Raw genomic sequence first — 25,332 nt, 5'->3', positions numbered from 1 at the left:
CATGAGCAATGGCAACCTATGAATACTCCGCGGACGATTCCGGCACCACTGTTGCACCACGCGTTGTACCTGTGTCCAAGGGCCGCATTGTCGTCAGCTGGCTGACGTCCACCGACCACAAAACGATCGGTTACATGTACCTGATCGCATCGTTCATCTTCTTCTGCCTCGGCGGAGTGATGGCGCTCGTGATTCGAGCAGAGTTGTTCGAACCGGGAATGCAGTTCCTGCAAACCAAGGAACAGTACAACCAGCTGTTCACCATGCACGGCACGGTGATGCTGCTCATGTTCGCGACGCCGCTTTTCGCCGGTTTTGCTAACGTTATGATGCCGCTGCAAATCGGTGCCCCAGATGTAGCCTTCCCGAGACTCAACGCCTTGGCCTTCTGGTTCTTCCTCTTTGGTAGCACGATTGCCGTCTCTGGATTCATTACCCCGCAGGGAGCCGCTTCATTCGGGTGGTTTGCCTATGCGCCATTATCGAACACGACGTTCTCTCCGGGGATTGGAGGGGACCTCTGGGTCTTCGGGTTAGCATTATCTGGCTTCGGTACGATTCTCGGCTCCGTCAACTTCATTACAACCATCATTTGCATGCGTGCGCCTGGCATGACCATGTGGCGCATGCCAATTTTTACCTGGAACACGCTGGTCACGGGCATCCTCGTCCTCATGGCGTTCCCGCCTTTAGCAGCAGCTCTCTTTGCCTTGGGGGCCGACAGACGCTTCGGTGCACATATATTTGACCCGGAGAATGGTGGGGCCATTCTTTGGCAACACCTGTTCTGGTTCTTCGGGCACCCCGAGGTTTACATCATCGCTTTGCCCTTCTTCGGTATCGTTTCGGAAATCTTCCCGGTGTTTAGCCGAAAACCCATTTTCGGGTACAAGGGCATAGTCTTCGCCACGATCGCCATTGCGGCGCTGTCCGTCACGGTGTGGGCGCACCACATGTATGCAACAGGTTCGGTCACGTTGCCGTTCTTTGCCTTTATGACAATGCTCATCGCAGTGCCAACAGGGGTGAAGTTCTTCAACTGGATCGGAACCATGTGGCGAGGGTCGCTCACTTTCGAAACTCCCATGCTCTGGAGTCTGGGCTTCTTGGTCACGTTCCTCTTCGGCGGCCTGACGGGGATTATCTTGTCCTCGCCTCCTCTGAACATTCATGTTTCAGATACGTACTTCGTAGTAGCTCACTTCCACTATGTGGTGTTTGGAACAGTCGTCTTCGCGATGTTCGCTGGCTTCTATTTCTGGTGGCCGAAGTGGACCGGCAAGATGCTCAACGAGCGACTAGGAAAAATTCACTTCTGGATGTTGCTGCTCGGATTCCACGGTACGTTCCTCATTCAGCACTGGCTAGGCGTCATCGGTATGCCACGTCGCTACGCTGATTACCTGCCTGAAGATCAGTTCACTGCCATGAACCAGTTCTCCACCATCTCATCCTTCGTTCTGGGAGCTTCACTGATTCCATTCTTCTGGAATGTGTACATCACCTGGCGCAAGGGCAAAAAGGTTGAGGTCGACGACCCTTGGGGTTTCGGTGCATCGCTTGAGTGGGCTACCTCTTGCCCGCCACCGCGGCACAACTTCACGTCACTTCCGCGGATTCGTTCAGAGCGTCCCGCTTTGGACTTGCATCACCCTGAACTCCAACAGATGCATACCCCCGTTTCCCCTGCCCCTGCAGCTCAGTTACTCGGTGCTGCTGATCGAAAGGACGCCTAGCCGCTATGAAGGTTGAAGCGAAGCTCTTCATGTTCCTGGTACCGTTCTTTGTTCTCGCTGGCGTCGTCTATGGATTCATGACGGATTGGAATGAGTTCGTCGGCGGCCTGGGACTACTGCTCGTCGCCGGCTTGTGTGGCATGATCGGCTTCTATTTGAGCGTGACCGGACGCCGCGTCGGGCTTCGGCCGGAAGACCGGGTAGATGCTGAAATCCATGAAGCTTCGGGGGAGCAGGGCATGTTCAGCCCTTGGAGCTGGTGGCCGCTAGTTCTTGCCTTGGCCTGCGCAGGTGGTTTTCTGGGCTTGGCTATAGGTTGGTGGATCTTATACATGAGTGCCGGACTAGCTTTTATTGGTTTGGTGGGTTGGGTATACGAATACAGTCGCGGAAACCACGCGCACTAATCCGACTTCAAGGGTGGCCTGTCAGTATCTTGACGGGCCATTCTTGGGTTTAATTGGTCAATCGCCTGTCAAGTGTCTAGAAAGTCTGAACCTGAGGACGAACACACCTCTTCGTGCTCGCGACCCGGAAGATCTTCGTGTTTACTTGATGCATGACTACTGGCTCCCAAATCGAAACATACATCGGGCAGCAGGAGGTCGAGTGCGTTCTAACGGATTTTTTTCAACGGTCAAAGACTAGAGCTGAAAAGATCAGCTCGCGGTATCTGAGTCTCTGGGAGAGTCTGGAGAAATGTACCGAAGAGGGAAAGCGATTCCGTCCTCGCATGGTCATGACACCATATGTGCATCTGGGCGGATCAAATCTAAATGCCGCCGCGTACGTCGGAGCGGCATTTGAACTGCTACACACCGCTCTCATTGTCCATGACGACGTCATAGACCTGGACTTTATTCGCCGCGGCCGCGACAACGTTTCCGGCTCCTATCGGCACCGGGCCGCGGCGGCTGGCGCCAAGGCGGACACCGCCCGGCACCACGGACTATCTGCAGGTGTCATAGCAGGAGATCTGGCCTTAGCCAACGCATTCGTGGTGCTCGACGGCGCCGAAGCCTCACCGGACTTAAAGATCACGTTGCGAGAGATCCTCGAAGAGGCGGTATTTGCTTCTGCAGCGGGAGAGATAATTGATCTAGACTTCTCTCTCGGATCACATAGGGGTACCTTGGACGACATCATCCAGATGGCAGGTTTGAAAACTGCGTCGTATTCCTTCGAATGCCCGCTGCGTGCTGGCGCGACGCTCGCAGGGGCCTCTCCTGACGTGGTTACCGCCGTTGGAGACTTCGGTCGTGACATTGGAACTGCTTACCAGTTGGTCGACGACTGGTTGGGCGTATTTGGCGACGAGGCGTTAACAGGAAAATCCATAGTGAGCGACCTCAGGGAAGGCAAGGGTACCGTTCTAATTGCCGTGGCCCGCGAATCGTCTGACTGGGAGGAACTGTCGTTCCTCCTCGGGAGTCCTGACCTCAGCGTTGCTCAGGCCGATCGTGCCAGAACCATTCTCCGCGATTGTGGAGCACAAGACTATGCTTTAGAAACGGCACAGAGATTCGCCGACCGGGCGCACTCATACCTTTCGTCTGGGATCTTTCCTCCCCAGCTACAGTCCGCGTTGGAACCTATTGTTTTCGACGCCGTTCACCGGGTCAGGTGAGGAGGGTGTCTAAAAGTTCAGGATTGGAACTCTACAACGCCGTTGCCCTAGCCACGGCCGGGACGGTGATTCGGTCCTATTCAACGTCGTTCACCCTCGCCTCACGGCTCCTGGATCGGGGTGTTAGGGGTCGCATAGAGTCGGTGTACGGCCTGGTGCGCCTGGCCGACGAAATTGTGGATGGTACAGCCGCGGCCGCGCGATTAGAGCCGGACCAAATAGCCAAGCGCCTCGACGGTTTGGAGCAAGAAACAGAGACAGCGCTGTCGTCCGGATATAGCTCGAATCTCATCGTTCACGCGTTCGCGCTGACAGCACGGGATGTGGGTATTGGACCGGAACTGACCCGCCCGTTCTTCGGCTCCATGCGGGCAGATCTTACGTTGACCGAGCACACCCAAGAGTCGTTTACAGATTACGTCTATGGTTCCGCTGAAGTCATCGGACTCATGTGTCTCAGGTGTTTTCTTTACAAGGGGACCGTTTCCATCGAGCTGGAGGAGACCCTCATGGAGGGGGCTAGGAAACTCGGAGCGGCTTTCCAGAAGGTCAACTTTCTACGGGATCTAGGCCAGGACTTTGAATCGCTTGGACGTAGTTATTTCCCAGATCTCCGTGTAGAGAACTTCAGCAACGCCGACAAGGATCGTCTGCTAGCGGATATCGAAGCGGATCTCAGGATTTCGGCCGCAGCAATTCCTTTCTTGCCCACGTCGAGCCGCTATGCGGTTGCTCTGGCACAAGAGATCTTTGCTGAATTGGTTCGTCGCTTGAACGCCACTCCTGCCTCGGAACTGCTCCAGACGCGAGTACGAGTGCCTAATCCAATCAAGCTTGCTCTGGCAGCACGCGTCATGGTCAAGACCCGCGTTCCGGGTCAACTTCACTTCAACAGCGGCGGGCTCTCTCGATGAATGCAGAACCAACTTCAAGTACCGCCGAGGAACGAGAACAGGTCAGCTCAAAAACTCGTCGTTCAGCTAAAGCTGTGGTCGTAGGTGCAGGTATTAGCGGACTGGCCACGGCGGCCCTACTGGCTCGCGAAGGGTACATCGTCACTGTCTTGGAGAAGCAGCCCACTGTCGGTGGAAGAGCTGGCAGCTGGGAATCAGAAGGATTCCGCTTCGACACCGGTCCTTCATGGTTCCTGATGCCCGAAGTCTTCGACCATTTCTTCCGACTATTCGGTACCTCGACGGCAGAGAGGCTGGATCTAGTCAAGCTCGACCCTGGTTACCGAATACTCTTTGAGGGTTATCGTGATCCCGTTGATATAGTGGCCAACCGTGACGAGAACATTAAGCTGTTCGAGGAGATTGAAAGCGGTGCGGGCAGGAAGCTGGATAGGTATCTGGTTTCCGCCGCGGACACCTACGACATCGCTATTAGGAGATTCCTCTACTCCACTTTTACGTCGTTTCGTCCGTTGCTGACTGCTGATGTCCTGAAGCAATCCCCAAAACTTCTTCAACTATTGCTCCAGTCTCTACACAGCTACGTAGCCAGGCGTTTTAAGGACCCGCGATTAAGACAGATCCTCGGGTATCCCGCGGTATTTTTGGGCTCTTCGCCATTCGTGACTCCCAGCATGTACCACCTCATGAGCCGACTCGATCTTGCAGATGGCGTGTATTACCCGATCGGCGGATTCACGACCCTGATCGATGCCATAGAAGGTCTATGCATGTCCGAAGGGGTCACTGTCCGCACAGGCATGACGGTCACCGCCATTCATACGCAACCGGGGGAGAGCACGCCATCGAGCAAAAAGAGGCACCGCGCCTCCGTTACCGGCGTTGACTACTTCGACGAGCAAGGAGAACACCAGAGCCTGCAGGCGGACGTGGTTGTGTCGGCAGCAGACCTCCATCACACCGAGACCACGCTGGTCGATGACTCCCTGCAGACCTATCCCCATCGGTACTGGCGGAGACGAATCCCGGGGCCAGGGGGGTTGCTCATCTACCTTGGCGTCCGCGGATCGTTGCCTCAGCTGGAGCACCACACGCTACTGTTCAGCCAAGATTGGAGAGAAAACTTCCGCAAGATCTTCGGTCGCAACTCCTCCGTGCCGGAACCTGCATCGCTGTACATTTGTCGTCCCAGCGCCTCCGATAGCACTGTGGCGCCAGCCGGGCACGAAAACATATTTGTGCTGGTCCCGATTCCTGCAGACCCAAGTCTGGGCAGGGGAGGCACTGATGGCGCCGGTGATGAGGCCATCGAACGTTTGGCTGACACCGTCATCGATCAGATCGCTAATTGGGCAGGAATTGACGATCTGGCGGATCGAATCGTTATCCGCAGGACAGTCGGTCCACAGGACTTTGTGGAGGACTTCAATTCGTGGAAGGGGACTATGCTTGGGCCGGCACATACGTTGAAACAGAGCGCCTTCTTCCGTGGCTCCAATGCCAGTAAAAAGGTTAGTGGTCTCTATTACGCCGGTGGCTCGACGCTGCCCGGGATTGGGCTGCCCATGTGTCTGATAAGTGCCGAGCTTGTCCTCAAGCATCTGCGGGGGGATACCAGTACAGGTCCAACTGCGGAACCAGCACCTACTCGAACACAAGGCTGAGGTTTTCGGTGCGCATCAAAAGGCAGCCTTCTTGGGGGCTGCCCAGATATCTGGTAGCACTGTGTGTCATCCTGTTTTTTTCGGGTTATTTCGTTCTGCGGTTCCCCGACGTTCCTGGAACATCCATCGCATCGTACGGCTTCAATCTTCTCATTGCCCTACCCTCGCTCATTGGTCTGTGGTGGCAACTCGGCTTTAGGCGCGCTATCGTCGGAATCGTGAGCGTAGCACTTTTCGCGTACCTCATCGAGGGTTTTGGAACGGTTACTGGGGTACCGTATGGGAACTTCGAGTACGGCACCGCGCTCGGCCCGAAGGTCTTTGGCATTGTTCCATACCTGCTGCCTCTGTCGTACGTTCCTCTGGTGATTGGGTCAGTCGGGATGTTTGCCGCCAACAGCCGCAGGTTGCATAGAATCTTGTGGGCAACACTATTTCTTGTCATGGTAGACGGGGTACTCGACCCCGGCGCCGCGATGTTGGGGTTCTGGACGTGGCCAGGAGGTGGGGTTTATTACGGGATTCCACTGAGCAATTACGTCGGCTGGTTAATTTCCGGATTGGTTTCCGTCACCCTTTTGACCCTGATTGGTGGGCCGGCTTTAAGGACTCGAACCTGCCGACCTGAACTGTTGGACAGTATGATCGCTTCCCTTACCTTCTGGTTAGGAGTAACGGTCTTCTCTGGACTCGTCATTCCCGCGGTACTCGCCGTGTTGTTGCTTGTTGTCAGTGTTCGACGGCGGATCCAGCTGAAGCACATTGCTGAAACCGTACTGAGTTCGGCGGATTCAGATAGTTCTCGACGACTTATTTAGACGATCAACGGTCATCATTGCGCCGCCTATGACTGCCGGTAAGCCACCCCCCGGATGCACGGAAGCTCCGACGCGCCACAGCCAGGGACGCCGGTAACTATGGGCACGTGGTTGATGGAAGGGCCCACTCATCCACAGTGGTCGAATTCTCCCGTAGAGTGCACCCCCACCAGATCCTGCCATGCTGAAATACGCAGGATCCAGGATGAGATGGCTTTCAATGTAGTCCTCCACAGCGGTGCCTAGTCCTAACAGGTTCGATACCCGGCTGAGCTCCCGTCTCACAAAATCACTGTCCAAGCGATAGCTACTGCCGTTCGATGGCGATGTCAGCAACAGTGCCAAAGTGTTCTTGGTGTTTGATTCATGGCCATCCGCAGGGTAGTAGTTGACGAAAGCCATGGTCTGATCCGGTTCCCGATGGGCGCGGAGACTGGCGTACAACGAAGAAGGATCATCGGGAAGCACAACGCTGTGCCCTGCTGTGCCTTCGGGCAGCGGACGTTTGAGCACCGCGTAAAGACCAATCGCTGAGCACGAGCGGTTCTGCACCGGAGTAGGGACGGGCCTCCCCAACAATGCTTCAAGCTTCTGCTCGTCTATACCGCTGACAACCACGTCCGCGGTGTATACGCCTTTCGACGTCGTTACTGCACCGGATGCCACTTCGTATACTTCTTCATCCGTCCGCACATCTACATCTCCGCGCACCGCCAATCGCTCCAGAGCACGGATCAGCTCGTAGACTCCGCCGCGAGGCACCCACACGCCGTCGTGAGCCATGACCGCAGGCATGCTTGCGTAGAGAGCTGGTGTTTGGGATGGACCGACGCCGGCATTGAGGGTATGGATAGCGATGATCTCCCGCAGCCCGTCAGGCAGCCAGGTCAGGCTGTCGAGGTAACTACGAGTGGTGAGATGCCGTCCATACAACATTCCTAGCCTCGCGAGCGATGGCGCGGCTGCTGGTGCCGTAGGGGCGGTCGTCAATAACCTGGTGATGGGCGCGCCCAGCCCACCATGTATTTCAGCAAATCGCTTCCATGCGGGATACCAGGCGTGCCCCGGCTGAACAGGCAGGGAACAATTGTCATCGTGATAGTAGTAACGTCCAACGCTCGGAAGACGTTCGAGCTCCAACCCGGCGACGTCTTTCACCGAAGTGGGGAACTTCGAGGACATTTGCTCCAATCGGGCCAGAAATTCCTCCCAAACTGATGGAAAGGTAAACAGTGATGGGCCTGTGTCCAGCTGTTGCCCATCCAACTCGATTCGTCGACTTTTGCCGCCCAACGATCGCCCAGCCTCCAGTAGGGTAACGCTGTGACCTGACCAACTCAGAAGTACGGCTGCCACAAGTCCTCCGACGCCACCTCCGATGACTACGATCCGACTCATGTGTACCATCCAAGCTGTAGTGCGACCACGAGCTGGATGCCTGCGGCTGTTCCAGCGATATAGGGGAACGCGATCGAATAGGGGTAAAGTTCATGTGCTTTTTGGGGCGTCGGCGTCTTGTAGAGCTCCCGTAGCAGCCAACCGGCGATCACGGCGTTGATAACTGCCAACGGTACGTTGATCAGTGCAAAGCAAACCGTGGCGACGACCCACCAAGCGCCGCTCCACAGGACAACTCCGCGAGCACCCAATCGCACGGCTGTCGTGGTGATCCCCGCACGTGCGTCATCGGCAATATCTTGTACAGCATCGAATGTGTGCTTTGCCGCACTCCACGCCATGAGCCCCAGAACAGCGGACCAGACAGGCTGCACGTCCAGTGCGATCGGGATGATGACCAGAGGCAGTGCATAGGCAGCGTTGCTCAGCGAGTCAAAGAACGGTCGTGCCTTGAATCTCAATGGCGGAACGGAATAGCCGATGAACACCAGAGCATAGAGTGCGATCCATATGAGCGCGGCAGACGGTAGTGTCACCGTGAAGTATATGAGGAATGGAAGATTAATCGCTATGACAGCCGCCCAGATCACGCGGACCTCACTTGACCGGATACGAGCGCCCTCAAAAGTACCCTTCCGAGGATTGAGTTCGTCCGTATCCTGATCACTTACGTCATTTACGCCATAGATCAGCAGGTTGAAGGGGAGCGTCAACCAGAGTAGAACGCCGAGAGCATCCCAGTTCCACAAGTCTCCCGCAAGCCACATTCCGATAACGCCTGTGCCGATGGTGTTGATCCACAGCACAGGTCTGGAGATGTGCACAATCCGTCTGGGCACGGACAATATAACTGAAGCAGGCACGTCTGGGACCCCTCTCCTACCGCACTGCGTGTGCCTCTCGTAGGGGCAGCGAACAGAAAACGACGTGTAAGCCGTGCTGCCGACAAGGTGACGGCCGCGTGATCAACTCTACTGTGCCCTACGAGGCCAAGGAGCAACCACCATAGACTGATTCCATGTCTTATTCGGCCACCGGGGCAGCGAACATCAGCCAGAGCCTCAGGAAACTTCGCGTGCACGTCGCAACTCTGGAAGGGGCGCCGGGAACCCCCAAACACATGCAGCTGAGGGAGCAACTTCGTCCATACATCGTGGAGCACTGTACAGCAGGAGAGTCCGTACCTTCAGAGCGGGATCTCGCACAATACTTTCGGGTAGCGAGGATGACGGTTCGACATGCCATCGATGCACTTGTTGCCGAGGAACTGCTGGAACGGGTGGTGGGGGTAGGCACGTACGTCGCACAATCGAAAGTGGACCTACAGATCAAACTGACCTCATACTCTGAGGAGATGCATAGGCGCGGAATGGTCCCAGACGCACACGTCCTGAGCTTCGAACAGATCGGCGCAACACCACGGCTGGCCAGGGAACTGCAACTGGAGGAGGGTCAACCAGTCATACGCTTTCGTCGGCAGTTACTCGCTGACGGTGATCCCATGAGTTTCGATGAGAATTTTATACCCGCGAGCAGGGTCCCCGGCATCTTGGATGACCCACCGCCAACGTCCCTCTACAACGTTCTCAGCGAGAAGTATGGGTTGGTTATGGAATGGGGAGAGGACACTATAGAAGCCACGGCTGCCTCACCATCCATTGCACGGCTTCTTCACGTTGAAATGGGAGCGCCACTGCTCAAAATCGAACGACACGCCTACGTATCCCGGGCCATGGTCGACTATTCCGTGTCGTACTACCGCGCCGACCGATATAAGCTCTGGGTGCCGCTGCAGCGCCCTGGTATTCGGTCACCACGAGGCTACAGTCCTCGGCGACTTGCGCGACCATGAGGACATAGGCTGAGAAAGAATAAAGAATGGCCCCGGCACTGTGTACGCCGGGGCCATTCTTGAACAGTGTCAGATGCACTTAGTGCTTGTCGATCGAGGCCTGAGCATCAGCTTCAGCAGCGACTTCATTCTGATGACTGTGTGAATGTGCTGCCTGTAGCTCGCTAGGAGTTACGGGAGCCACTCGGTCTTCGAAGAGCAACCGTGACACCAGAGCGCGACCCTTCTCTGACTTGGGGATGTGTCCATTACCGTCTGCCTGGGCAGGGATAGCCTTGGGCGCGTCGTAACTAACGAGCTTGTACAACTTATAGTCGTCCAGCGGCTCATGAACTTCGATGTACTCGCCATGTGGGAGTCGGACGATTCGTCCCGTCTCCCTACCATGCAGAACAATCTCACGGTCCTTGCGCTGAAGCGCCAGCGCAATTCGGCGGGCGATGACAAAGCCCAGGATCGGACCGATGAAGAACAACGCTCGTAGCCAGTAAGTGACGTCGTTGAGCGATACATGGAAGTGTGTCGCGACGAGGTCCGAGCTCGCTGCTGCCCACAAAACGCAGTAGAAAACGACCCCTGCAACGCCGACTCCGGTTCGACCCGGTGCATTGCGCGGACGATCGAGCAAATGGTGTTCCTTGTTGTCCTTGGTGATCCACTGTTCGATCCATGGCCAAGCGAAGAGCAGCGTGAAGACAATGCCCGCTGGTATCAGGGAGGGAATCAGCACATTCAGGCTGAGGGTGTTCGTTCCCCAAGGGAAGGGAATGTGCCATTCGAACGGGAAGTTACCCAGCCATCCTGGCATCAGTCTTAGAGCGCCGTCGACCCACCCGATGTACCAGTCAGGCTGGGTGCCTGCTGATACGGGCGAGGGGTCGTAGGGACCGTAGTTCCATATGGGGTTGATGGTGAACGCGCCAGAGATGAACGCAATGATGCCGAAGACGATGAAGAAGAATCCACCTGCCTTCGCTGCGTAGACAGGGCCGACGGGGAAGCCAACCACATTCTCGTTTGTGCGTCCCGGCCCAGGGTATTGAGTGTGCTTGTGAACCACGACCATGAAGAGGTGGATGACAATCATCAGCAAGATGATGGCAGGAATGAGGAGGATGTGTAGAACATACAAGCGACCAATTATCGCTGTCCCCGGAAATTCACCACCGAAGAGGAAGAAGCTGATGTAAGTGCCAACAACAGGCAGAGCCTTAATAACTCCATCGATGATTCGCAGCCCGTTCCCGGAAAGCAGGTCATCGGGAAGTGAGTAGCCTGTAAAGCCCGCGGCCATCGCCAGAATCAGCAGGACGCCGCCCACTACCCAGTTGAGTTCACGGGGACGCCGGAACGCACCGGTGAAGAAGACTCGCAACATATGCACGGAAACTGCGGCGACGAACAGCAGCGCCGACCAGTGATGCACCTGACGCATGAAGAGCCCACCACGAATATCAAAGGAAATATCAAGGCTGGACGCGTAAGCGACTGACATCTCCACGCCCTTCATCGGAACGTAGCTACCATCGTAGTGCGTCTCTGCCATCGAGGGGTCATAAAAGAACGTGAGAAATGTCCCCGACAACAGGAGGATAACGAACGAGTACAAGGCGACTTCACCGAACATGAACGTCCAGTGATCGGGGAAGATCTTCCGGCCAAATTCTTTGACCATGGCAGAGCCGCCCACGCGTGTGTCGACAAAGTCGGTGATGCGACCGACCTTAGTCGCCGGCCGGTAGGCCGTGGTCGTTGATGTGCTACTCATGCTAGCCACGCTCCCAGAAACTAGGTCCAACGGGTTCATGGAAGTCACTGCGTGCCACGAGGTAACCCTCATTGTTGACCGTGATCGGTAACTGAGGAAGTGGCCTTACAGCTGGTCCAAAGATGACCTTACATTCCTGTGTCAGGTCGAATGTTGACTGATGGCACGGGCACAGCAGGTGGTGAGTCTGCTGTTCGTAGAGTGCCACGGGGCAACCAACGTGGGTACAAATTTTAGAGTAAGCAACGATACCATTGTAGCCCCAGTCCTCGCGACCCTCGGAGGGATTCAATTCCTCAGGGTTGAGGCGCATCAGGAGTACAACAGCCTTAGCCTTTTCCTCGAGCTTGTGTTCGGCTTCGTTGAGTCCTTCAGGGATCACATGGAATGCCGAACCGATCGTAACGTCCGAGGCCTTGATTGGCGTGCCGTCAGGGTCTCGTGTCAAACGAACATCGGTATCCCACATGGTGTGGCGCAGTGAATCCCCAGGGAGGGGCCCGAGATCCCTGAAAATGGCGATGGCAGGAAGAGGCGCGAGCAACACAGCGCCGATGAGGGAGTTTCGAATCAGCGGTCGGCGCTTGATTCCTGTTTCCTCGACGATGTCCCCGATAATTTTCTCGGCGTCCTGACGGTCAGATTCGGGACGGATTTCATGGCGACTCTCGACGACTTCATGGTCCGGCATGAGCGTCTTTGCCCAATGAACGATACCCACACCGATGCCGAGCATCGCAAAGGTGGTTCCCAAACCGAGGATCAGGTTCTGCAGGCGCAGTGTCCCTATCGTCTGGTCTAGTTCGATGAAAAAATATGCGTAGAAAAACGCTAGGGTACCGATGACGGAGATCACAAAGAGGATTGCAACCTGTCGCTCTGCTCGCTTCTCAGCCCTTGGATCTCTGTCGGCAAGTCGGGCGCGGTGCGGAGGTAGCCCGGGATCCCGGAACTTTTCTGCATCACCCTGACCAGCCGTAGCGACGGTGCCCGAGGTGTCCGGACCTCCGTTACTATGGTCGCTCATGATCCCCCTCATCCTTCTTTAGATACTTCATGTTAAAACCTGCATTAATTCCTGTGAGTCGCTCATTCGAGCGGGGACGAGTGTTGATCTTCTACGAGGATCGAGACGTCAGCCATACGGTGAACCCGATGATTGCTCCCAATCCAGCTACCCAGATAAACAGACCTTCAGAAACCGGGCCAAGGGACCCGAGATCTGCTCCACCCGGTGAACCCTGCGCTTCGATGGTCTTCAAGAAGCCGATGACCTTTTCCTTGTCTTCAGGCGTGATGTTGGCATCGTTGAACACGGGCATGTTCTGTGGCCCCGTAGCCATGGCCTCGTAAATATGCTTTTCGCTGACGTCCTCAAGACCTGGTGCGAATTTGCCTCTGGTCAACGCTCCTCCAGCGGCAGCAGCGTTGTGACACATGGCGCAGTTCACGCGGAAGATCACGCCGCCTTCGGCAATTTCTTCGGCTTCGAGGTCATCATGCTGGAGGTACTGCTCCTCAGGGATGCCCGGCCCGGTACCCAAACTGGCTACGTATGCGGCAAGCTGTGACGTCTGCTCATCAGTGAATTGAACCGGCTTCTCCAAAGCCTGGGGCCCACTCATCTGAAGCGGCATGCGACCGGTGCCGACCTGGAAATCAACGGCTGCTGCGCCGACGCCCACCAGAGATGGACCTTCGTCGCTGCCGCTGGCACCCATACCGTGACACGTTGCACAGTTGGCGACGAACAACTTTTCACCTTCGGCCACGTCACCTGCGGAATACGTAGTTTCAGCTTTGGCTTCATTGGCGGTACTCGCGACGGCATACAAGCCACCCGTAACGAGCAGTCCCAATAACAGCAGCGCAATCGCTGCCAGTGGGTGACGTCGCCTCTGCGATAGTGCCTTCACGTGATGGTTCCTTCTTGTCGAGCCATTGCTGTTGAAACGATTGTGTGATGCATCTACTGGAGGAAGTAGATGATGATGAAGAGGCCGATCCAGACCACATCAACGAAGTGCCAGTAGTAGGACACAACGATTGCGGAGGTCGCCTCAAAGTGTCCGAACCTACGGGCGGCATAAGCACGCCCGATAATCAGCAGGAAAGCCACCAGGCCCCCAATAACGTGCAGTCCATGGAAGCCCGTGGTGATGTAAAACGCCGAACCGTAGGGGCCGGAGGCAAGCGTGATTCCATCCGAAACCAGGTGGGCGTATTCGAACGCCTGGACAGCCACAAAGACGGCGCCCATGAGGAAGGTGAGCAAGAACCACTCGACCATGCCCCACTTGGCGATATTGAATACCCCTGCCAGTCGCCGGGGTTGCAATCGCTCGGCCGCGAAGACACCAAACTGGCAGGTCACGGAACTGGCCACCAAGATGATCGTGTTCGCCAGAGCGAACGGAACGTTGAGCAGCTGGGTCTCTTCGGCCCAGATTTCCGACGACGTCGAGCGGAGAGTGAAGTACATGGCAAAAAGGCCCGCGAAGAACATCAGTTCACTGGCCAGCCACACAACGGTTCCGACGGAAACCATGTTGGGCCTGTTCAGCGTAGGGTGCACGGGGCTAGTGGGGGCATGGGTCGCAGTTGTCACAAGAACATTATGGCTCTAAAACTGCCCAGTTCTCCAATGCTGAACCAACACCGGCGCGTCCGTCGGAGCTGGGAAGGCGGCTCTTCCCAGTGCTGGCGCGGAAGTAATGTAAGTAGAAAGAAATCAAGAATTTCTACGAAACGTAGATAACCTTGGATGGTGAGTGATATTTCCGGTTCAAATCCACCCGTGTACACCTGGCCACAGCTCTTCGGGAAGCTGGTCGAGGGTAAGAATCTTGCCTCTGGTGAGACAGCCTGGGCCATGGAAAACATCATGGACGGCGGCGCAAGTCCTTCCAGATTGGCAGCTTTTCTCATGGGCTTGGCAGCAAAAGGCGAGACTGTCGAGGAACTGACGGGCTTGACTGAAGCCATGCTCGCCCGTGCCCACCGGATCAGCGTGAGAGGCCCGGCGCTGGACATCGTTGGAACCGGAGGAGACGGGCTGGAGACTCTCAACATTTCGACTATGTCTTCGCTGGTTGTCGTCGGGGCTGGGCTCAAAGTTGTCAAACACGGCAACAGGGGCGCGTCCAGTGCATCCGGAGCCGCAGACGTCATCGAGGCACTCGGTGTGCGCCTGGATCTTCCAGTGGAGAGAGTGGCAGAAGTAGCTGATGAGGTTGGCATCACCTTCTGTTTCGCCCAGGTCTTTCATCCCTCAATGCGCCACGCGGCCGTGACCCGGCGGGACATGGGGATCCGAACCGCATTCAACGTCCTGGGCCCTTTGACCAATCCCGCCCGTGTTGGCTACCAGGCACTCGGTGTGGCTGATTCGCGTATGGCACCGCTAATGGCCGGTGTTCTGGCGCGACGAGGCACTCAGGCGCTGGTCTTCCGAGGCAGTGATGGTCGGGACAAGATGACGACGTCGGGCCCATCCCACATATGGGATGTCCGGGAAGGGATCGTGACGCCGTCGACAGTATCGCCCTCGGATTTTGGTCTGGATGTGGTGCCCGTCGACGCTTTGAAGGGCCGCGACCCGAGCTACAACGCAAGTGTTGTCAGGAGTGTCCTCGCGGGCGATCACGGACCGGTGCGGGACGCCGTCGTGCTCAATGCCGCCGCAGGCATGGCAGCCGCTGATACGACGGCCACCGGACTGGCCAGCGAACGCATTCGGGCAAACCTGGATGCAGCGCGTTATTCCATTGATTCCGGTGCCGCCTCTGCGGTGTTGGATCGATGGGTGGAGGCGACCCAATAAAATAACCTATTCGAGGCCCAGGGAGAAGGCTGCGTCCAGATCGTTCGACGAGTAGGAACGGAAAGCGATCTGGGTTGTGGTCTCGACCACGCCCTGGATCTTTGACAGCCTGTCAGCGATGACATCCGCGAGATCCTCGTGCCGGTCCACCCGGGCTATGGCTATCAAGTCACAACCTCCGGTCACTGAGTAGACCTCGCTGATACCCTCGATCTCAGAGATTTCTTGTGCGCTCTCCGGGATTCGCTTCGAGTCCGTCTGGATGAGAACGAATGCGGTGATCATGGTTGGCCTTCCTTCTAGATGCGTGGTGATATGCGCCAAGTCTATTTGCCCTTCGAGTCCGCAGCATTCTTAAGTCTTCCGAGGGAACCGCGGATGAGCCTGTGACCGAGTAGCAGCGCTCCCAGAACCAGCAGAGTAACAATCTGAAAACTGAGCGCTGGGGGGTGTTCAAGAAGCGAACGCAAGGTTAGTCCGCCGATAACTGTAACGAGCCATACCAGGACGCCGTTGGGCCAGAAGCGGATCGGTGAGTTCCAGTTCTGGGTGATCGACCATCCGGCGACGCATGCTACCAGAAACGGTCCCGCCGTCGACAGAATTCCCATCGCCGTCAGACCGCTTTCATGCTGGGTGCGGCCCATGGTCGCAAAAGCGAGGACGAGCAGCAGGTCCGTCAGCAGAACGAGGACCCAGCGTTTGGGGGAGTGCTCCGCGTGTTGATTCGACACCATGCCTCAACCGTAGCGGCTCAGCGCACAGGCCCTGGAATTCGCTCGTCGCACCCTAGCGAAGCGCGAACACAGTAAGTATGCTTTGGGGAAGCGCGTCAGGCTGGTATCTCAGCATCGGCAGAGAGTGGAACGGCAGGGGAGTCCCATGGTGAACATTCGGCCCTCGGACCTCGTGGTCCGGCTTGAAAAGTTACAGAGCCTCGATCCGATTGTCAACAGGGTCAGGGAAGTGGTCCAGAAGGTTCTTCAACCGCAACATGTCCGGGACCTACTCCATGGCGTCCCACTAGGCCATCCATTGCATCCACTCATGGTTCAAGTTCCTCTTGGATCCTGGATCTCCGCCGCTATCCTAGACGTCATTCCGGGCACGGAGCGGGCAGCCCGGACGTTGATCGGCGTCGGGGTCCTCAGTGCTGCCCCAGCAGCCGCCAGCGGTTACGCCGACTGGTCGGAGACTGATCCATCGCAACAGCGCGTGGGCATAGTTCATTCGACGGCGAACCTCATGGCAGTCCTGCTCTATGCCGCTTCCTGGCAGCAGCGCGCTGCTCAGCGGAGCGTGGCAGGAAAGGCACTCTCTTACAGTGGCCTGGTGGTTGTATTGGCCGGAGGTTTTCTGGGCGGACACCTGTCGTTCAGGCAAAAAGTGGGTATGGACCATTCCGACGATCTCACCAGCTTCGAGGGCAAGGGCTGGCAGGATCTGGGCCTCCTCACAGACTTCCCGGAGAATCAGCTGTCTCAGCGGGCGCTTGAGGGTTCATCCTTGGCCGTCTATCGTCGCGGTCAAAAAATCTATGTATTGTCTGATGTTTGCAGCCACCTCGCCGGACCACTCCACGAGGGCTCAGTGGCCGACGTCGGTGGAAGCCCGTGCGTTGTCTGTCCGTGGCACCAGAGCACATTCGCGCTGGACAGCGGGGGAGTGATTCGTGGTCCTGCCACTGCACCACAAGCGGCCCTGAAAACGAGGATTGTTGATGGCGTCGTCCAGGTGGCGGCCCAGAGCGAAAGCTAGCAGCCCCGGCTGTTCAGTACCTATTAGGAAAACGGTGCGCACAGGCTATGCAAGGATTGATGGATTGTATGACTGATAAGCGAACGGCATCGGCTGCATCCATGCGTATAACGGGAAGCAGCTACATTGTTCCTAAATGACCGATTAACACGTTACTTGACATAATGTAGATTATCGGCGTTTTCGTGGAGCAGATCGATAGAGGCTAATAGAGCTCAACAACGGCCAGAGCTCAAGTCCCGATGTACGCTGCTAGATGCTTCCCAGTCAGGGTTGATTGCGCCGCGACAAGGTCCGCTGGCGTGCCTTCGAAAACGACGCGGCCGCCGTCGTGTCCGGCGCCTGGCCCCAGATCAATGATCCAATCGGCGTGGGCCATCACTGCCTGATGGTGTTCAATGACGATGACCGATTTTCCAGAGTCGACCAACCGGTTAAGCATTTCGAGCAGATTCTCGACGTCGGCTAGGTGCAATCCAGTGGTGGGCTCGTCGAGAACGTAAACACGGCCATCTTCAGCCATTCGGGTGGCAAGCTTGAGGCGCTGGCGTTCGCCGCCAGAGAGTGTTGTGAGAGGCTGGCCAAGGCTGATGTAGCCCAGTCCGACGTCGACAAGGCGTTGCAGGATCTTTTGAGCGGCCGGCGTCCGAGCCTCGCCGTCCCCGAAGAATTCCTCTGCCTGAGTGACCGGCATCGCCAGAACGTGAGCAATGTTCTGTCCGCCCAGCTGATAATCCAGCACGGAGGACAAAAACCGTTTCCCACCGCATTCCTCACAGGTGGACTCTACGGTGGCCATGACGCCTAAATCCGTGTAAATGACGCCCGCACCATTACAGGTGGGACAAGCCCCCGCGGAATTTGAGCTGAACAGCGCTGGCTTGACCCCATTGGCCTTTGCGAAAGCCTTGCGGATCGGGTCCAGCAGGCCCGTGTACGTGGCGGGATTACTCCGCCGTGAACCGCGGATTGCGCCTTGGTCAATGACCACAACGCCTTCCCTGCCTGCCACTGAACCGCTGATAAGCGAGCTCTTACCGGAGCCTGCCACACCAGTGAGTACGCAGAGCATCCCCAACGGAATATCGACGTCAACGTCCTGGAGGTTGTGCGTCGAAGCACCCCGAATCTCAAATGAAGCCGTGGGTGAACGTAATAAATCCTTCAGGACAGCCCGGTCATCGAGGTGGTGGCCGGTTGTTGTCTCGCTCCCCCGCAGCCCCTCAAGAGTGCCCTCAAAGCACACGGACCCACCCTTCGTGCCTGCGCCAGGGCCGAGATCAACAACGTGGTCGGCAATCGCAATCGTCTCTGGCTTGTGCTCAACGACCAAGACGGTATTGCCCTTATCCCGCAGCTGCAGCAGCAGCTTGTTCATCCGCTCAATGTCGTGCGGATGCAGGCCGATCGTTGGCTCGTCAAAGACGTAGGTGACGTCCGTCAGCGCCGAGCCGAGATGACGGATCATCTTGGTTCGCTGCGCCTCTCCCCCGGATAAAGTGCCTGCGGGACGGTCCAGTGACAGGTATCCCAGGCCAATGTCAGAGAAAGAATCGAGTAGATGCTGAAGGCCCGTGACCAAGGGGCCAACCGACGGCTCATCGAGGTGGTGCACCCATTCGGCCAAATCGCTGATCTGCAGGGCGCAGAGATCGGCGATGTTGCTCCCGTTGATTCTCGAGGACCGGGCCTCCTCGCTGAGCCTTGTCCCTTCACACTCCGGACACGTTTGGAATGTCACCGCCCGATCAACAAAGGTGCGGATATGTGGCTGAAGGGAATCGATGTCCTTTGAGAGGAACGACTTCTGGATCTTTGGGATCAGCCCTTCATAGGTGAGGTTGATCCCCTCTACCTTGATTTTCGTCGGCACCTTGTGGAGCAGATCGCCCATTTCCCGCTTCGTGTACTTGCCGATCACTTTGTCGGGGTCGAAGAAGCCGCAGCCGCGAAAAATCCGGCCGTACCAGCCATCCATGCTGTACCCCGGAATCGTAATGGCTCCCTCATTGAGTGAGAGGCTGTCGTCGTAGAGGGCGCTCAGGTCAATATCGGAGACCCTGCCCATTCCCTCGCAGCGCGGGCACATACCCCCAGTGATGCTGAAGCTGCGACGCTCTTGGACCTTCTCGCCGCCCCGATCCAAGGTCACTGCCCCGGCACCGCTGATCGATGCAACATTGAACGAATATGCCTGGGGTGAGCCAATCTGTGGTTGTCCGAGGCGGCTGAAGACAATTCGCAGCATCGCATTAGCATCGGTTGCCGTACCGACAGTTGACCGGGGATTCTCCCCCATCCGTTCCTGATCGACGATGATCGCCGTTGTCAGTCCCTCCAGCACATCAACGTCAGGACGAGCCCGCGACAGCATGAAGCCCTGGACGAAGGCGCTGTAGGTCTCGTTGATCATCCGCTGCGATTCCGCGGCAATTGTTGCGAACACCAAAGAACTCTTGCCTGAGCCGGATACACCTGTAAACACCGTCAACCGGCGCTTGGGGATGTCGAGGTCGATGTTCTTGAGATTGTTCTCACGGGCACCCTGGACGCGGATCAGATCGTGGCTATCGGCGACGTGCATCTCAGCTGGATGCTCCGAGGAAGTTTTTGCGCCCTTGCTCATTGCGTCTCCATCTAATTATCCGAGCTCCGGTGGTCGGTTTGCGACAAACAACTCGCACGTGGAGTTGTAATACTGATCGGTGAGTCCTTGCGCTTTCATCCCAAGCCTCGAGCACACTCGTTGGGACAACAGATTCTCCGGGTTGGTTACCGCGACAATCCGTTCCAAGCCTGCCTCGAACCCGCTGTTCAACGCAGCTGCGGCTCCCTCTGAAGCATAGCCCTGCCCCCAGAAATCCGGGTGAAAATGCCATCCCACTTCCGTATCGCCCGAGGGTTCCAGCGGTTCGATTCCGGAGGACGGTATGGACTTGAGCAGAATGGTGCCCACCAGCCGGGAATCCTCCACCCGTTGGGCTGCCCAGATCCCATGTACGCCATCAAATGACGTCCGCCAACGCTCAATGCGGGTCCGCGCCTCATCAGTGTCCTGCATCAGCCTGGGGATCTGCCCGATATAGCGTTGAACATCCCATCGTGAGTACATGTCGTAGACGAACTCAGCATCGCTTCTTTCCCACGGTCGTAAGACCAGGCGTTCAGTTTTCAGGGACTTCACCGGCCCGAGGCCCTAGGCACGAAATGCTTTGGCAAAAATACCAGGTAATCTCAGCCAACCCGGCTTGGCTGCGAATTCGGTGAGCAGGCGCCCTGTTGCTGCGGCGCTTCTGGCCGTGACAAACCATGGTGGTTTTGGAAAGAGCGCAAACTCACCATGCCGAACAGACCGCGGGAAGGGCCGGAACGGTCCTCGAACCACTGTCTTCTCAGGATTCTGAAGCAACAACGCATTGTGAACCACACCGATTCCACTTTCAACGTTCTCCAGAGTATGGCCCGGGTATGCTCCCCACGGCGCCGCGGCGGTGAGGAAGCCAAGTGCAGTCCAGGCATTGATCGCGATGGTGCCGTATCGCAGGTTCGCAATCGCTTCATCGAAGCCGTGCCCAAGGCTGCTCATTGTCTCTGGCGCGACGATGACGTTAGCGCCCAGCGTGCCAAGGAAGTCGTCGTTGACGGTTTTGACTGCCTGGTCCAGGAAATCCTGCTCCAACCCCGGCAGCTCAAGGAATCCCAGAACCGGCGCAAAGTACTCGGTATTCTGCATGGTGTCAGCGTCCGTACTGACATCTACCAGCAGGCGTTGCCCCGACGGACCCAGACGTTCCGCCTGCGGATACGACTCCAGCGCAGCCGACACGCGATCATCGCTTCCCGGGTACCAAGCGTCGCGTGTCGGCACCTCATTGAGAACATCGCGAATAGCGTCCAGGAACTTGTCCTTCTGTGGCCACTCGGAACTGACAAGGACCGTTTGTCCGGCGATGCAGTTGTAGCCCCCATTATGGAGGCGCTGAGTCACCACGTGCTCCGCCTGGTAACGCAGGTCCGCATCGGTCCACTCCCCCGGCACCACGATGATCGGTGAGACGCCACCGAGTTCACTCGTCATGGGCTTGTCGAGGCTCGGCTCGCCGGCGGCCTTCCGCCGTCGGCCCTCCTCTCCAGGGCCAAAGGCAACGACGTCGTGCGTCGCGGCACTACCGGTGATGTGGACATGGGAGATGTCTGGATGATGCGCAAGGTAACCGCCGACGTCGCCACCTCCACTGACTATGCGCAACAGCCCCCTGCTGATCAAGGGAGCATAGGCGTTCTCGAACACCGGGCCCATGGCGTCCATTACCGGGTTGAGTTTCAAAATGCTGACACGGTTTGCGGCGATCAGTGAGTAGAGGACATCCAACGCTGGAATTGACGTAACGTTGCCAGCGCCAAGGACGAGGCCGACGCCGCCGGTCGCCTCAGGCGTGAGCGCACCCAGTCCAGCCGTTGACCTAACCTCACCCGATGTCACTCCCGGCAGCATCCAGACGTCCGCGCTGAAACCGTGCAGCAGAAGCGCTTCATAAGAGTTGTGGGGAAGAACGGGTACGGTCACCCGTCCACCGGGAGCATGCCCGAAGCGGGTCTTCTCAACTGGGCTCTCACCCCGGTCGATTGCATCGACGCTTTCGCGCAGGACGGTGAGAGCGGAAAGGACCGCGTAGGGCCCGGACGTCCACTCCTCACCAATGAACGGAGATTCTGGGTCCATACCTTTGAATTCAGCAGCTGTCTTCGCCCACTCTTTCGCTGCGAGACCAACAGCTTCATGGAGCGCGGCCAACAGCGCGGACCGGCCCGGCCCATCCGTCTGAGCCCAGCGCTGCTCCCCAGCCTTCAATGCAGCAATGTCGGCATCGAGTGCCTGCCTCTTACTGGCGTCAGGACCGCCTTCTTGGGGTTTCGTATTCATGATGCCTCCGAATTGTGGATGATGACTCTGGAATCGCGTCTACTGGCCGGGCTCGTCGGGTGCGTTCTGAGCAGTGGGCAGATAATGGGCCCACCACCGTAGGATGTGCTCGAAACGCTGCCGGCGGTGCCAGGGCGTTCCGGCACGTGAGAGTTCGTGGTTCTCGCCGGGGAAGATCAGCAGCTGCGTTTGGACTCCATTGAGCTTCAAGGCCGTGTAATAGCGCTGTGCTTGTTCTAGCGGGCAACGCAGATCTTCTTCGGAATGAATCACGAACGTGGGCGTCTGCACGGCATCGATGTGCGCAAACGGGTTCTGGTCACGGACCTTCTCCGGATCCGTTCCTGTATACGCGCCACCGAAGAACCAGCCGATATCGGAGGAACCGATGAAGGACGGCGGATCCAGAAAGCCGCGTTCCACGATCGCTGCGGTGAACCGGTGATCCTGCGAGATGGTCCAGGCGGTCAGGTAGCCGCCATAGGATCCGCCCATGATACCCAGCCGCTCACCGTCCAGCTCGGGGTTCGCATCGAGGGCACCCTCAAGGAACGCGATGACGTCGTCGAAGTCAACGGTTCCCATGGCCTCCTTGATGACGCGTCCGTGTTCCTGCCCGTAACCGGCGGCCCCTCTCGGGTTGCACATCAGGACGGCGTAGCCGGCCTGGGCATAGACCTGAGCTTCATCGAAAAGTCCAACGCCATACTGTGCGTACGGGCCGCCATGAATGTTCAGCAGAACGGGGTGCGGGCCCTCACCGGGTGGCAGGACCAACCAGCCGTGGACAGGGTAACCGTCCGGTGCGGTGAACGTCACTTCCCGTGGCGCTTCGATCCGCGTCTGTTCTCTGAGGTCCTTGGAGAAGTCACTCAGGGGGCGCCAGCCGCCGTCGACCCTGGCAACATCCCCTGCGGTGGCCGGGTCCGTATAGGTGGCGACGACGGTTGTACCGGCTGCGGCGGCCCCCGTGATGATTCGCTCACCGGACGATACGACGTCGAGCGTTCCGTCCGCCGAAATATGCAAGAGCTGCCCGGTACCGCGGGTCCGGTTGAAGACGAGCACTCCGCCAGATGCCAGCGGGATGATGTCGCCAACCTCATCTGGATCGATACTCTCCGGGTCCGTCAGCCGGTCGGCGTCCGCTCCCCCGCCTGCAGGCATGGCGTAGAGGGCAGAGTTGCGCGCAACAAAATCCACACCGGCGGGGCCAAGATCGCTGCCTAGAAAGTACAGCAATGCTCCATCGTCGCTTTGGACCGGCCGTGAACAACCAATGCCCTCAGGTGTCCGGATGACCGAGGGTTCGCCGCCATCCTTCGGCGCCTCGTACAGTACCGACATCAGCATGTCGTCCGCACCTGCAACAGGTGAACCACTAAAGAGAACCTTTTGGCCGTTCGTGCTAAATACTGGGTCGCCGTAGTCGGTGTCGCCGGAGGTCAGCTGATGCACGGGAGGGAAGCCGCTGTACTCAGCGCTGTCACTTTCCTTCCGGGATTCGGCTGCACGGCCTACCGGTTTTATATAGGGTTCCGCATCCGGATCCGGTACTTCCATCACGAATACATGGCTTCGCTGGTCCGTGCTATAGCCCAATCCGTTCATCCGGTACTTTTTGGCGGTGATCAGACGGGGGTCCTCGGCGCTGGCGCTGATGCCGTCGACCGTCCCGTACCGTCCGTGTTCGGCAACTCTGGACGTGAATACCACGCTCCGGGAGTCGGGCGCCCAAGAAAACCACGACACTCCGCTGTGCTGATCGGAGATAACCATCGGTTCGCCGCTGTCGGTCCTCATCATGGTCAGCTGAGGACGAGAGTCTGGTCCGGCACGCAGAAAGGCCAGCAGCGTTCCGTCAGGCGAATATTGTGGAGACGTATCCCGAAACCCTCGGGTGAGACGCCGTGGGTTGCCAGCGCCGGTGGGTACTTCCCATATCTGGCCGACATAACTGTCGGCGTCGAAATCCGGCCTTGTCACGGAGACGGCTACCCGGTCCCCCGACGAATGAAGTGTTGGCGCGGACAGAGAATTAAGGAGACACAAGTCACTTGGTTTCACCCCCTGAGCGTAGTCCGAAGGCACTATCGGTGCGAATTCAGTTGAGCAGTGGCGAGTAGCTTTACGATGGGTCGGTGACCTCCTCTCCCATCGATGCACTCAGCTGCCCGGTTTGCCGCGGCAGCATGTTCATTTCTGACGTGGACCAGCTGGCGTGCCGGCAGGGACATCACTACGACGCTGCGAAACAGGGCTATTACAATCTTCTCACCGGCCGTGGAACGAAATTTCAGGCCGACACCGCCGACATGGTGCGTGCGCGGGAGAACTTTCAGAACGTTGGTCACTACGTGCCCCTGGCGGACGCTGTCGCTGATGCAGTACAGCGCAGCGTAAACGTGGAGGCGTCACTGCTGCTCGACGTCGGAGCCGGGACAGGCTATTACCTCGAACGATTGCAACAAAGAATCGTCGGGACCGACGCGGTGGCGCTCGATATCTCCAGATACGGACTCCGGCGCTGCGCCCGCACCGAGGGCCGGCCCTTGAGCCTAGTGTGGGACGTCTGGCAGCGGCTACCCCTACAAAACGCGGCTATTGATGTCATCATCAACATTTTTGCGCCACGCAACTTCTCTGAGTTCCATCGTGTCCTGCGACCGGACGGCCGACTCGTTGTTGTCACCCCGCTGCCAGGCCACCTTCAGGAACTGCGGGAAACCGTCGGGATGCTCGACGTGGACGAAGACAAGGCCAGTGACCTACGCAAGTCGGTGCAGCCACTTTTTGAGGAGCTTGAGTCAAGGGAGATTTCCTACTCGATGCACCTGAACCAGTTCGACGTCGTCAACGCCGTCCTCATGGGCCCTTCTGCGTTCCACACGACGGTCGAAGCGGTCGAATCTTCTGCGTCCTGCCTAACCAGTCTGGACGTCACCGCACGCTTCAGCCTCCAGGTATTTGGGCCTGTTGCCACGGTTCCGATCCCATCGACTATGTAACCAGCCTCACTTCAGGCATGATAGAGGTACCGGCGTCTCTGG

Annotated in this window: 22 protein-coding genes; 10 read left to right on the top strand and 12 right to left on the bottom strand. The window is 57.6% G+C overall.

Annotation, left to right across the window (positions count from 1 at the left end):
* Nucleotides 1–8 precede the first annotated feature (8 nt).
* The 6 genes from ctaD (at nucleotide 9) to JOE65_RS09015 (ending at nucleotide 6,759) form a co-directional block, all read left to right on the top strand.
* The gene (gene ctaD / locus JOE65_RS09040) at nucleotides 9–1,736 is read left to right on the top strand and encodes an aa3-type cytochrome oxidase subunit I (protein ID WP_205162878.1); all 1,728 of its coding nucleotides are present in this window, start codon (nucleotides 9–11) and stop codon (nucleotides 1,734–1,736) included.
* Between the two features lie 5 nt (nucleotides 1,737–1,741).
* The gene (locus JOE65_RS09035; protein ID WP_205162877.1) at nucleotides 1,742–2,143 is read left to right on the top strand and encodes a cytochrome c oxidase subunit 4; all 402 of its coding nucleotides are present in this window, start codon (nucleotides 1,742–1,744) and stop codon (nucleotides 2,141–2,143) included.
* A 152-nt stretch (nucleotides 2,144–2,295) separates the two neighbouring features.
* Nucleotides 2,296–3,363 carry a polyprenyl synthetase family protein gene (locus tag JOE65_RS09030; protein ID WP_205162876.1) on the top strand — a complete coding sequence of 356 codons (1,068 nt, stop codon included), beginning with the start codon at nucleotides 2,296–2,298 and terminating at the stop codon, nucleotides 3,361–3,363.
* Nucleotides 3,364–3,368: 5 nt separating this feature from the next.
* Nucleotides 3,369–4,277 carry a squalene/phytoene synthase family protein gene (locus JOE65_RS09025; protein ID WP_205162875.1) on the top strand — a complete coding sequence of 303 codons (909 nt, stop codon included), beginning with the start codon at nucleotides 3,369–3,371 and terminating at the stop codon, nucleotides 4,275–4,277.
* Nucleotides 4,274–5,941, top strand: a complete 1,668-nt coding sequence (gene crtI, locus JOE65_RS09020) for a phytoene desaturase family protein (protein WP_205162874.1) — start codon at nucleotides 4,274–4,276, stop codon at nucleotides 5,939–5,941. Before JOE65_RS09025 ends, crtI begins: the two co-directional genes overlap by 4 nt.
* Complete coding sequence (locus JOE65_RS09015) at nucleotides 5,845–6,759, top strand: carotenoid biosynthesis protein (RefSeq protein ID WP_338021596.1); 915 nt, start codon at nucleotides 5,845–5,847, stop codon at nucleotides 6,757–6,759. Before crtI ends, JOE65_RS09015 begins: the two co-directional genes overlap by 97 nt.
* Here JOE65_RS09015 and JOE65_RS09010 read toward each other — a convergent pair.
* Both JOE65_RS09010 and JOE65_RS09005 read right to left on the bottom strand, forming a co-directional pair.
* Entirely contained in the window at nucleotides 6,733–8,157 is a 1,425-nt protein-coding gene (locus JOE65_RS09010) for a phytoene desaturase family protein (RefSeq protein WP_205162872.1), read from the bottom strand. The two genes, JOE65_RS09015 and JOE65_RS09010, sit on opposite strands and share 27 nt — an antisense overlap.
* Nucleotides 8,154–9,020, bottom strand: coding sequence for a UbiA family prenyltransferase (locus tag JOE65_RS09005; protein WP_338021595.1), 867 nt, complete (start codon nucleotides 9,018–9,020; stop codon nucleotides 8,154–8,156). The genes JOE65_RS09010 and JOE65_RS09005 overlap by 4 nt, the downstream gene beginning before the upstream one ends.
* 257 nt (nucleotides 9,021–9,277) lie before the next feature.
* Between JOE65_RS09005 and JOE65_RS09000 the strand changes: the two genes are divergently transcribed.
* The gene (locus tag JOE65_RS09000) at nucleotides 9,278–10,009 is read left to right on the top strand and encodes a GntR family transcriptional regulator (protein WP_205164112.1); all 732 of its coding nucleotides are present in this window, start codon (nucleotides 9,278–9,280) and stop codon (nucleotides 10,007–10,009) included.
* 79 nt (nucleotides 10,010–10,088) lie between these two features.
* Here the strand turns inward: JOE65_RS09000 and qcrB are convergent, their stop codons facing one another.
* The 4 genes from qcrB to ctaE form a co-directional block, all read right to left on the bottom strand.
* Nucleotides 10,089–11,777: a cytochrome bc1 complex cytochrome b subunit gene (gene qcrB, locus JOE65_RS08995; RefSeq protein WP_205162871.1), complete on the bottom strand. Its 1,689-nt coding sequence runs from the start codon at nucleotides 11,775–11,777 to the stop codon at nucleotides 10,089–10,091.
* Between the two features lies 1 nt (nucleotide 11,778).
* Complete coding sequence (qcrA, locus tag JOE65_RS08990) at nucleotides 11,779–12,804, bottom strand: cytochrome bc1 complex Rieske iron-sulfur subunit (RefSeq protein ID WP_205162870.1); 1,026 nt, start codon at nucleotides 12,802–12,804, stop codon at nucleotides 11,779–11,781.
* A 91-nt stretch (nucleotides 12,805–12,895) separates the two neighbouring features.
* The gene (gene qcrC / locus JOE65_RS08985) at nucleotides 12,896–13,693 is read right to left on the bottom strand and encodes a cytochrome bc1 complex diheme cytochrome c subunit (RefSeq protein WP_205162869.1); all 798 of its coding nucleotides are present in this window, start codon (nucleotides 13,691–13,693) and stop codon (nucleotides 12,896–12,898) included.
* 53 nt (nucleotides 13,694–13,746) lie between these two features.
* The gene (ctaE, locus tag JOE65_RS08980; protein WP_205162868.1) at nucleotides 13,747–14,385 is read right to left on the bottom strand and encodes an aa3-type cytochrome oxidase subunit III; all 639 of its coding nucleotides are present in this window, start codon (nucleotides 14,383–14,385) and stop codon (nucleotides 13,747–13,749) included.
* A gap of 156 nt (nucleotides 14,386–14,541) precedes the next feature.
* Here ctaE and trpD point away from each other — a divergent pair, with 156 nt between their 5' ends.
* Nucleotides 14,542–15,600 (top strand): anthranilate phosphoribosyltransferase, encoded by a 1,059-nt coding sequence (trpD, locus tag JOE65_RS08975; protein WP_205162867.1) that lies wholly within the window; start codon nucleotides 14,542–14,544, stop codon nucleotides 15,598–15,600.
* Between the two features lie 6 nt (nucleotides 15,601–15,606).
* Here the strand turns inward: trpD and JOE65_RS08970 are convergent, their stop codons facing one another.
* Both JOE65_RS08970 and JOE65_RS08965 read right to left on the bottom strand, forming a co-directional pair.
* On the bottom strand, nucleotides 15,607–15,885 hold the full coding sequence (locus JOE65_RS08970) for an Lrp/AsnC family transcriptional regulator (protein WP_205162866.1): 279 nt from the start codon (nucleotides 15,883–15,885) through the stop codon (nucleotides 15,607–15,609).
* A 41-nt stretch (nucleotides 15,886–15,926) separates the two neighbouring features.
* Entirely contained in the window at nucleotides 15,927–16,337 is a 411-nt protein-coding gene (locus tag JOE65_RS08965; protein WP_205162865.1) for a DUF3054 domain-containing protein, read from the bottom strand.
* A 145-nt stretch (nucleotides 16,338–16,482) separates the two neighbouring features.
* Between JOE65_RS08965 and JOE65_RS08960 the strand changes: the two genes are divergently transcribed.
* Nucleotides 16,483–17,358, top strand: a complete 876-nt coding sequence (locus JOE65_RS08960) for a Rieske (2Fe-2S) protein (RefSeq protein ID WP_205162864.1) — start codon at nucleotides 16,483–16,485, stop codon at nucleotides 17,356–17,358.
* Between the two features lie 232 nt (nucleotides 17,359–17,590).
* On the opposite strand, the gene JOE65_RS08955 is transcribed toward JOE65_RS08960, so the two are convergent.
* The 4 genes from JOE65_RS08955 to JOE65_RS08940 are packed head-to-tail and all read right to left on the bottom strand — an operon-like array spanning nucleotide 17,591 to nucleotide 24,349.
* Nucleotides 17,591–19,984, bottom strand: a complete 2,394-nt coding sequence (locus tag JOE65_RS08955) for an ATP-binding cassette domain-containing protein (protein WP_205162863.1) — start codon at nucleotides 19,982–19,984, stop codon at nucleotides 17,591–17,593.
* A gap of 15 nt (nucleotides 19,985–19,999) precedes the next feature.
* Nucleotides 20,000–20,542, bottom strand: coding sequence for a GNAT family N-acetyltransferase (locus JOE65_RS08950; protein WP_205162862.1), 543 nt, complete (start codon nucleotides 20,540–20,542; stop codon nucleotides 20,000–20,002).
* 12 nt (nucleotides 20,543–20,554) lie between these two features.
* The gene (locus JOE65_RS08945; RefSeq protein WP_205162861.1) at nucleotides 20,555–22,282 is read right to left on the bottom strand and encodes an aldehyde dehydrogenase family protein; all 1,728 of its coding nucleotides are present in this window, start codon (nucleotides 22,280–22,282) and stop codon (nucleotides 20,555–20,557) included.
* A 39-nt stretch (nucleotides 22,283–22,321) separates the two neighbouring features.
* Nucleotides 22,322–24,349, bottom strand: a complete 2,028-nt coding sequence (locus tag JOE65_RS08940) for a prolyl oligopeptidase family serine peptidase (protein ID WP_205162860.1) — start codon at nucleotides 24,347–24,349, stop codon at nucleotides 22,322–22,324.
* 74 nt (nucleotides 24,350–24,423) lie between these two features.
* On the opposite strand from JOE65_RS08940, the gene JOE65_RS08935 reads away from it, so the two are divergent.
* Complete coding sequence (locus JOE65_RS08935) at nucleotides 24,424–25,290, top strand: methyltransferase domain-containing protein (protein WP_205162859.1); 867 nt, start codon at nucleotides 24,424–24,426, stop codon at nucleotides 25,288–25,290.
* The last annotated feature ends 42 nt before the right edge of the window (nucleotides 25,291–25,332 follow it).

This window comes from Arthrobacter roseus (assembly GCF_016907875.1).
GTDB classification, from domain to species: Bacteria; Actinomycetota; Actinomycetes; order Actinomycetales; family Micrococcaceae; genus Arthrobacter_J; species Arthrobacter_J roseus.
The sequence above is the reverse complement of the archived record's forward strand: the minus strand, read 5'-3'. Positions and strand labels throughout refer to the sequence as shown.

What these genes read in the sequence shown, in the direction of transcription:
- ctaD (WP_205162878.1), top strand. Translation starts at nt 9, where the DNA reads ATGGCAACCTATGAATACTCCGCGGACGATTCCGGCACCACTGTTGCA.
- JOE65_RS09035 (WP_205162877.1), top strand. Translation starts at nt 1,742, where the DNA reads ATGAAGGTTGAAGCGAAGCTCTTCATGTTCCTGGTACCGTTCTTTGTT.
- JOE65_RS09030 (WP_205162876.1), top strand. Translation starts at nt 2,296, where the DNA reads ATGACTACTGGCTCCCAAATCGAAACATACATCGGGCAGCAGGAGGTC.
- crtI (WP_205162874.1), top strand. Translation starts at nt 4,274, where the DNA reads ATGAATGCAGAACCAACTTCAAGTACCGCCGAGGAACGAGAACAGGTC.
- JOE65_RS09010 (WP_205162872.1), bottom strand. Translation starts at nt 8,157, where the DNA reads ATGAGTCGGATCGTAGTCATCGGAGGTGGCGTCGGAGGACTTGTGGCA.
- JOE65_RS09000 (WP_205164112.1), top strand. Translation starts at nt 9,278, where the DNA reads ATGCAGCTGAGGGAGCAACTTCGTCCATACATCGTGGAGCACTGTACA.
- qcrB (WP_205162871.1), bottom strand. Translation starts at nt 11,777, where the DNA reads ATGAGTAGCACATCAACGACCACGGCCTACCGGCCGGCGACTAAGGTC.
- qcrA (WP_205162870.1), bottom strand. Translation starts at nt 12,804, where the DNA reads ATGAGCGACCATAGTAACGGAGGTCCGGACACCTCGGGCACCGTCGCT.
- trpD (WP_205162867.1), top strand. Translation starts at nt 14,542, where the DNA reads ATGGTGAGTGATATTTCCGGTTCAAATCCACCCGTGTACACCTGGCCA.
- JOE65_RS08970 (WP_205162866.1), bottom strand. Translation starts at nt 15,885, where the DNA reads ATGATCACCGCATTCGTTCTCATCCAGACGGACTCGAAGCGAATCCCG.
- JOE65_RS08965 (WP_205162865.1), bottom strand. Translation starts at nt 16,337, where the DNA reads ATGGTGTCGAATCAACACGCGGAGCACTCCCCCAAACGCTGGGTCCTC.
- JOE65_RS08960 (WP_205162864.1), top strand. Translation starts at nt 16,483, where the DNA reads ATGGTGAACATTCGGCCCTCGGACCTCGTGGTCCGGCTTGAAAAGTTA.
- JOE65_RS08955 (WP_205162863.1), bottom strand. Translation starts at nt 19,984, where the DNA reads ATGAGCAAGGGCGCAAAAACTTCCTCGGAGCATCCAGCTGAGATGCAC.
- JOE65_RS08945 (WP_205162861.1), bottom strand. Translation starts at nt 22,282, where the DNA reads ATGAATACGAAACCCCAAGAAGGCGGTCCTGACGCCAGTAAGAGGCAG.